Here is a 7039-nt window from a genome sequence, read left to right as displayed (position 1 = left end):
CTCCCGCTGGAGCGACCGGGGCAGCGGTGCGTCCGGGATGATGACGTCGAGCGCGACGGTGACGAGGAGAGTGGGCATGGGCGAGCGCATCGAGGAGTACGACGGGCCCTGGCTGGTGGTGGGCCTGGGCAACCCGGGGGAGCAGTACGCCCGGAACCGGCACAACATCGGCTTCATGGTGGTGGACCTGCTGGCGCAGCGGGTGGGTGCCAGGTTCAAGGCGCACAAGAGCCGGGCGCAGGTGGCCGAGGGCCGCTTGGCGGGCAAGCGGGTGGTGCTGGCCAAGCCGATGTCCTTCATGAACCTCTCCGGCGGCCCGGTGACGGCGCTGCGGGACTTCTACAAGGTGCCCGCCTCGGCACTGATCGCCGTCCACGACGAGCTGGACATCGACTACGCGGCGCTGCGGCTGAAGCTGGGCGGCGGGGACAACGGCCACAACGGGCTGAAGTCGATCACCAAGTCGCTCGGGCCGGACTACTACCGGGTGCGCTGCGGGATCGGCCGCCCGCCGGGCCGGATGGAGGTCGCGGACTTCGTGCTGAAGGACTTCTCCTCGAGCGAGCGCAAGGAGCTGGACTGGTTCGTGGACCGCTCGGCCGACGCCGTGGAGGCGCTGCTGTCCGAGGGGCTGGAGCGGGCGCAGAGCACCTACAACTCCTGACGCGGCGTCATGGAGGGGCTGTGCGGGCTACGCAACAGTCGTACAACGCTTGCCGGCCCAAACCTGAATCCGTGTGAGAACCCTGTGCGGGATCGGATAGCGTCGGTCCGGGTACGCGAACGGGTCCTGGGGAGTTCTCGATGCGGAGATTGCGTCCGGTCCGCCGACTTCGGCGGCTCCGGGTGGTCCGGCTGAAGCAGTTCGGACGGCGGGTCGGCGCGGCCGGTGCGCTGGGGGCGGCCGGTGTGCTGCTGTCGAGCGGTGCGGTGGCGCACGCCGATCCGGTGGCGGAGCCCGATCCGGCGGTCTCGCCGGAGCCCGCGGCCGCGCAGTTCGGTCCGGTGCTCGGCGATCCGGTCGGTCCGGACGCCGGGCTGCTGGCGGTCGGCGGCGGCCTGGTGGTCGCGGCCGGCGGTGCGGCGCTGTGGCTGAAGCGCCGGCGCGCGGGCGAGTCCGCGGAGTAGCGGTTCGCGAAGGGCCGGTGTCCCCTGGCGGGACACCGGCCCTTCGGCGTTGCCGGGCGGCGTCAGCCGGTGTTGCGCAGGCCGGCGGCGATGCCGTTGACGGTGAGCAGCAGCGCGCGGGCGCGCAGCGGGTCCTCGCGCCGGCCGGCCGCGACCTCCTCGCGCTGGCGGCGCAGCAGCGCGACCTGGAGGTAGGAGATCGGGTCGAGGTAGGCGTCGCGGACGGTGAAGGTCTGCTTCAACACCGGGTTGTGCTCGAGCAGTTCGCTCTCACCGGTGAGCCGGAGCACCTCGCGCAGGGTGAGGTCGTGCTCGGCGACGATCTGGTCGAAGACGTGGTGCAGTTCGGCGGGCACCAGGGTCTCGACGTAGTGCCGGGCGATCCGCAGGTCGGTCTTGGCGAGGGTCATCTCCACGTTGGACAGGAAGTTGCGGAAGAAGTGCCACTGGCCGTACATCTCGTCCAGCACGTCGCCGAGACCGGCCGCACGGGCGGCGGCGAGGCCGGAGCCGACGCCGTACCAGCCGGGGACGATCTGGCGGGACTGGGTCCAGCCGAACACCCAGGGGATGGCCCGCAGGCCGTCCAGTCCGGCGCCGGAGTCGGGGCGGCGGGACGGGCGGGAGCCCAGGTGCAGCGAGGCGAGCTGGTCGACCGGGGTGGCGGCGAAGAAGTACTTCGGCAGGTCCTCCTGCTCGACCAGGGCGCGGTAGGCGGTGTGGGCGGCCTCGGAGACGCGGTCCATCGCGGCGTCCCAGCGGGCCAGCTCCTCGGGGGCCTGGCGCGGGGCGGTGTGCAGCGCGGAGGCGGCGAGGGTGGCGGAGAGGGTCAGCTCCAGGTTCTCCCGGGCCAGCGAGGGCAGCAGGTACTTGTCGGAGATGACCTCGCCCTGCTCGGTGACCTTGATCTCGCCCTCCAGGGTGCCCCAGGGCTGGGCGAGGATCGCCTCGTGCGAGGGGCCGCCGCCGCGGCCGACGGTGCCGCCGCGGCCGTGGAAGAGGCGCAGCCGGATGCCGTAGCGGTGGGCGACGTCGCGCAGTCGGCGCTGGGCGCGGTGGATCTCCCACTGGGAGGTGGTGATGCCGCCGAACTTGGAGGAGTCGGAGTAGCCGAGCATGACCTCCTGGACGTCCCCGCGCAGCGAGACGAGCAGCCGGTAGGACGGGTCGGAGAGCATCTCGTCCAGGATGCGGTCGGCCTGCTGGAGCTCGTCGGTGGTCTCCAGCAGCGGCACGATGCCGATCTTGGCGATGCCGGCGTGGAGGTCGATCAGGCCGGCCTCGCGGGCCAGCACGGTGGCGGCGAAGACGTCGTCGGCGCCCTGGCACATCGAGATGATGTAGCTCTCGACGATCTCGTCGCCGAAGCGCTCCAAACCCTCGCGGATGGTGTTGAAGACGCCGAGGGTCTTGGTGCCGGCCTCGTCCAGCGGGGCCGGGGTCGGGGCGAGCGGGCGGCGCGAGCGCAGTTCCTTGGCGAGCAGCTTCTGCCGGTACTCGCGGGGCATGTCGGCGTAGCGCCAGGCCTCCTCGCCGAGGCGGTCGAAGAGCTGGCCGAGGGCGTGGTGGTGGGCCTCGGCGTGCTCGCGCACGTCCATGGTGGCGAGCTGGAGGCCGAAGGCCTCGATGGTGTTGATGGCGCGGGCCAGGCGGCCGTCGGCGATCAGCTCGCCGCGGTGGGCGCGCAGGGAGTCCTGGATCAGCCGCAGGTCGGCGATCAGCTCGCGGGTGCCGAGGTAGTCGCGGCCCTCGACGTGCGGGGTGCCGCCGGCCAGGCGCTCGCGGGTGTTCTCCAGCTTGAGCCGGATGCAGGTGGCCTTGAGGCGGTAGGGCTCCTCGGCGTTCATCCGCTTGTAGCGGGGGCTGAGTTCGGGGAGCCGGTGCAGGTCCGTGTTGAGCGAGGCGAGCAGTTCGACGGAGGCGCCGGCCAGCCGCTCCGAGGTGGAGAGGGTGTTGCGCAGGTCGTCGACGGCGGCGAGGGCGTCCTTGATGCCGTACTCGTGCTGGAGGTTGAGGACGTCCCAGGTGACCTGCGGGGTGACGTTGGGGTTGCCGTCGCGGTCGCCGCCGATCCAGGTGCCGAAGGTGAGCGGGCGGACGCCGTCGGGCAGGCTCAGGCCGACCCGGGCGAGCTCCTCGTGGAGTTCCTCCAGGACCTCGGGGACGGCCTCGCGGTAGAGCTCGTCCAGGTAGTAGACGGCGTTGCGGGCCTCGTCGGTGGGCTCGGGGCGGGCGATGCGCAGCTCGTCGGTCTGCCAGAGCAGGTCGATGACCTCGGCGAGGCGGCGGTCGGCGGAGCGCTTGGCGCTGCTCGTGCGGGCCGGGTCGGCGGCGACCAGGCCGGAGGTGAGCTCCTCGCGGTGGATGCGGTCGAGGAGTTCGCCGATCCGGCGCAGCTTGTTGAGCACGCTGCGGCGGGCGGCCTCGGTGGGGTGGGCGGTGAAGACCGGGCGGACCGCGAGGTGGGCCAGGGTGTCCTGGAGGTGCTTGGGGTCGGCCTGGGCGAGCTGGTCGGCGGTCTGGGCGAGCAGCGAGCCCTCGCGGGCGCGCCGGGTGGCGAACTCGCGGCCGCGGTGCACCTGCTCGGTGACGTTGGCGAGGTGGAAGTAGGTGGAGAACGCGCGCACCAGCTTGGCGGCGGTGTCCAGGTCGATGTCGGAGAGGAGCTCGGCGGTGGCCTCGCCGTCGGTGCGGCTGAGGAGTCGGACCTGTTCGACCAGGCCCAGCAGCTGGGGGCCCTCCTGGCGCACCAGCGTCTCGCCGAGGAGGTCGCCGAGGCGGCGGATGTCCGCACGCAGGGCCGAGTTGTCTGCGGCGGCGCCGGCGGCGAGGACAGCGGGGCTGTCCGCCGGCGTGTTGACCGGAGCGGTCACGGCTGGCTCCCTGTGGTGGTGGGGTTCGGCAACGGCTCATCGTCACAGCTCCACGCGCAGTGTGGCGGGCGTGACGCGTGCGGACCGCGCTGTCCGACGCGACCAGCATAGGTGTCGGGGCGGGTGCTGTCCGCGAGGTGGCCGGATGGCGGACAGCCCCGCCGGAGCACACCTGTGGTCTGGACCACTTGAGCGCTGCGCGAGGTGTACGGGGCAATACCGGTGGGGAGGGGAAGGGGTTGCCGCATAGGCTGTCGCCCATGAGCAAGTCGCCTGGGGAGCGCGCGCCGGTCCGGTCGTTCTGGTGGTGGAAGCGGCCGCGCAGCGCCTTCCTGGACATCGGGCTGGCGCTGCTGGCCGCACTGGAGTGTTCGGCCGGCACGGTCGCCTTCCTGGACGCCCGGTTCCAGCTGTCCGGCGCGGGCATCGCCGTGGTCGCGGCGCTCGGCACGCTGGCCGGCGGCTCGCTGGTGCTGCGCCGGCGGTGGCCGGCCGTCCCGGTGGTGGCGACCCTGGTGCTGATGCCCGGGATGCTCGGGGTGCTGCTGCTGGTGGTGTCGCTGTACACGCTGGCGGCGACCTGGGAGTGGCCCTCGCGGCGCCGGCGGGTGGTGGCGCTGTCGGTGCTGGCCTTCGCCGAGGCCGTCGCGGTGATGATGGTGTCCATGCTGACGCCCGGCGACGCGTCGGTGGAGCAGCCGCCGCTCTGGGTCCAGGTGCTGATAGCGGTGCTGGTGGCGGTCGGGCTGACCGTCCCGCCGGTGGTCACCGGACTGTACGTGGGCGCGCGGCGGCGGCTGATCGAGTCGCTCAAGGACCGCGCGCACGGCCTGGAGACCGAGCTGGACCTGCTGGCCGAACAGGCGCAGGAGCGCGCCCGCCGGGCCCGGCTGGAGGAGCGCACCCGGATCGCCAGGGAGATGCACGACGTGGTGGCCCACCGGGTGTCGCTGATGGTGGTGCACGCGGGAGCGCTGGAGCGGATCGCCCTCAAGGACCCGGAGAAGGCCGCCCAGAGCGCCAAGTTGATGGGCGAGGTGGGCCGGCAGGCGCTGAACGAGCTGCGCGAGATCCTCGGCGTGCTGCGGATGGACGACGAGCGGCCGCCGGAGCCGGACTCGCTGGCCGGGCTGCCCCGGTTGGTCGACCAGTCCCGGGCGGCCGGGATGGCGGTGACGCTCACGGTCAGCGGCAGCCGGCAGGAGTTCACCGGCGAGGCCGAGCAGACGGCGTACCGGGTGGTCCAGGAAGGGCTGACCAACGCGCACAAGCACGCGGGCGGGGCGCAGGTGTCCGTCCTGCTGGCGTACGCGCCCAACGGGGTGCGGGTGAGCGTGGTGAACGCCTGCCCGGGCGGCGAGCGGGGCGCCGCGCAGCTGCCGAGCGGGGGCAACGGGCTGCTGGGGATGCGGGAGCGGGTGATCGCGCTGGGCGGCACCTTCTCGGCCGGGCCGGAGGCGGACGGCGGGTTCCGGATAGAGGCGGTGCTGCCCTCCAGGCTGGTGGTGCGCGCGGACCGGCTGGGCTGATCCGGGGCGCGCTCAGCCCTCCCCGGCGGTGCGCAGCCGCTCCGGGGGCGTGCTCAGCCCTCCCCGGCGGTGCGCAGCCGCTCCGGGGCGGTGCCCAGGACCAGGGTGTTGATGGCCTGGTCGATGCCGTGGCCGAGGAACCACTCGCCGGTGTGGTCCAGGCTGTAGACCCGCCCCTCCTCGTCGACGGCCAGCAGCGCCTGCCCGTACGACTCCTCGCCGAGCGGGGCGAGCTGGGTGCCGAGCGCCCGGCCGAGGTCGAACAGGGTTCGCGGCTGGTGCAGGCCGCACAGCGGGTCGATCAGGAACGGCGTGCGGGCGAGCTGGCGGCCCGGCCCGGACAGGTCGAAGGCGAGCCCGCCGAACTCGGCCCAGGCCTCCACCGCCGCCGGGAACACCGCGTGCCGGACGCCGTCGGGGCCGCCGTGCGCGACCAGGGTGTCGGCCCACTCCTCGGCCCGCTGGATCTGCCAGCGGCCGGGGTGCCAGCCGGCCGCCTTGAGCTCGGCGGCGACGTCGGCGGGGAAGCGCGGGCGGGTCCGCCCGAGGGTGCCGGTCGCGGTGGGGGCGGCCTGGGACGGGATCGGGCTGGGCGGGTTCAGGGCGGACTCCGGGGCTCGGGGACAGTGGCCGTACGGCGGTGGGGCGGGCGGCGCGCGGCCGGTCAGCGCGCGGGCGGGCCGACGGCGACGCTCTGCACCGTGAAGTGCTCCAGCATCGGCGCGCAGGAGCGGCACGGCGGGGCGTGGGTGCCGTGCGCCGGGTCCCCCTCCTCGCGGATCCGAACGGTCGTCATCCGGGAGCCCTTGAGCGCCTTGCGGGCCTCGTGCAGGGACAGCGGCTTGCGGGCGGCGCGCTTGGACCGGTTGCCGTCGACCGTGGCCAGGTACTGGGAGAGCAGGACGGCCTCCGGGCAGCGCCCGGTGAACCGCTCGCGGGCCTCGACCGGCAGGGTGTCCAGGAACTCGCCGACCAGCGGGTGCAGGACCGGGCGCCGCTCGTCCTTGCCGCCCGCCAGGGTGTGCACCTCGCCGCCCTTGAGCGACAGCGCGGCGGCGACGGCGGGCAGCAGGCTGTCGCGGTGGTGGCGCAGCACGGGCGGGCCCGCCGGCTCACCGGTGGTCATGCGGTGTCCTCCTCCTCGTTCCCGGCGGTGCGGCCCGGTCGGGTCCTGTCGGGTTGCGTCCGGTCCGGGGCAAGCCTGTCACTTGACACCCACGAGTGCACAACCGGGGTACGCGCACGGTCGAATGCCCGTACGGCCGTTGGCGGGCCGGCCGGGCGTCCGCCGGCATCCTGGCCCGTCGCGGGCCGGATCCGCACACCGCCGTCACGACTTGTCCGCTGATTTCCCGAAACACCCCCGGGGTCGCAGCCACGGCCGGTACGGTTCCGGGCGACGGACCGGGGCGACGGACCGGGGCGACGGACCGGGGCGACGGACCGGGGCGACGGACCGGGGCGACGGACCGGGGCGACGGACCGGGGCGACGGACCGGGGCGACGGAC

6 protein-coding genes are annotated in these 7039 nt (G+C 73.9%); 3 read left to right on the top strand and 3 right to left on the bottom strand.

The genetic code is table 11. The features are described from left to right. Positions 1-76: 76 nt before the first annotated feature. Both pth and ABT247_RS21955 read left to right on the top strand, forming a co-directional pair. The gene (gene pth / locus ABT247_RS21960; protein WP_350744663.1) at positions 77-664 is read left to right on the top strand and encodes an aminoacyl-tRNA hydrolase; all 588 of its coding nucleotides are present in this window, start codon (positions 77-79) and stop codon (positions 662-664) included. A 140-nt stretch (positions 665-804) separates the two neighbouring features. Continuing rightward, complete coding sequence (locus tag ABT247_RS21955; RefSeq protein WP_350744661.1) at positions 805-1128, top strand: hypothetical protein; 324 nt, start codon at positions 805-807, stop codon at positions 1126-1128. A gap of 62 nt (positions 1129-1190) precedes the next feature. Here ABT247_RS21955 and ppc read toward each other — a convergent pair whose 3' ends face one another. Further along, positions 1191-4001 carry a phosphoenolpyruvate carboxylase gene (ppc, locus tag ABT247_RS21950; RefSeq protein WP_392898284.1) on the bottom strand — a complete coding sequence of 937 codons (2811 nt, stop codon included), beginning with the start codon at positions 3999-4001 and terminating at the stop codon, positions 1191-1193. A 260-nt stretch (positions 4002-4261) separates the two neighbouring features. Between ppc and ABT247_RS21945 the strand changes: the two genes are divergently transcribed. Beyond that, complete coding sequence (locus ABT247_RS21945) at positions 4262-5530, top strand: sensor histidine kinase (protein ID WP_350744659.1); 1269 nt, start codon at positions 4262-4264, stop codon at positions 5528-5530. A 53-nt stretch (positions 5531-5583) separates the two neighbouring features. Here the strand turns inward: ABT247_RS21945 and ABT247_RS21940 are convergent, their stop codons facing one another. Both ABT247_RS21940 and ABT247_RS21935 read right to left on the bottom strand, forming a co-directional pair. Then, entirely contained in the window at positions 5584-6267 is a 684-nt protein-coding gene (locus ABT247_RS21940) for an SUKH-3 domain-containing protein (protein ID WP_392898278.1), read from the bottom strand. Further along, positions 6195-6656, bottom strand: a complete 462-nt coding sequence (locus ABT247_RS21935; RefSeq protein ID WP_350744657.1) for a YwqJ-related putative deaminase — start codon at positions 6654-6656, stop codon at positions 6195-6197. Before ABT247_RS21935 ends, ABT247_RS21940 begins: the two co-directional genes overlap by 73 nt. Positions 6657-7039 lie beyond the last annotated feature (383 nt).

Source organism: Kitasatospora sp. NPDC001539 (assembly GCF_040298565.1).
Classification (GTDB): domain Bacteria; phylum Actinomycetota; class Actinomycetes; order Streptomycetales; family Streptomycetaceae; genus Kitasatospora.
This window is presented reverse-complemented; position numbering and strand designations above follow the sequence as displayed.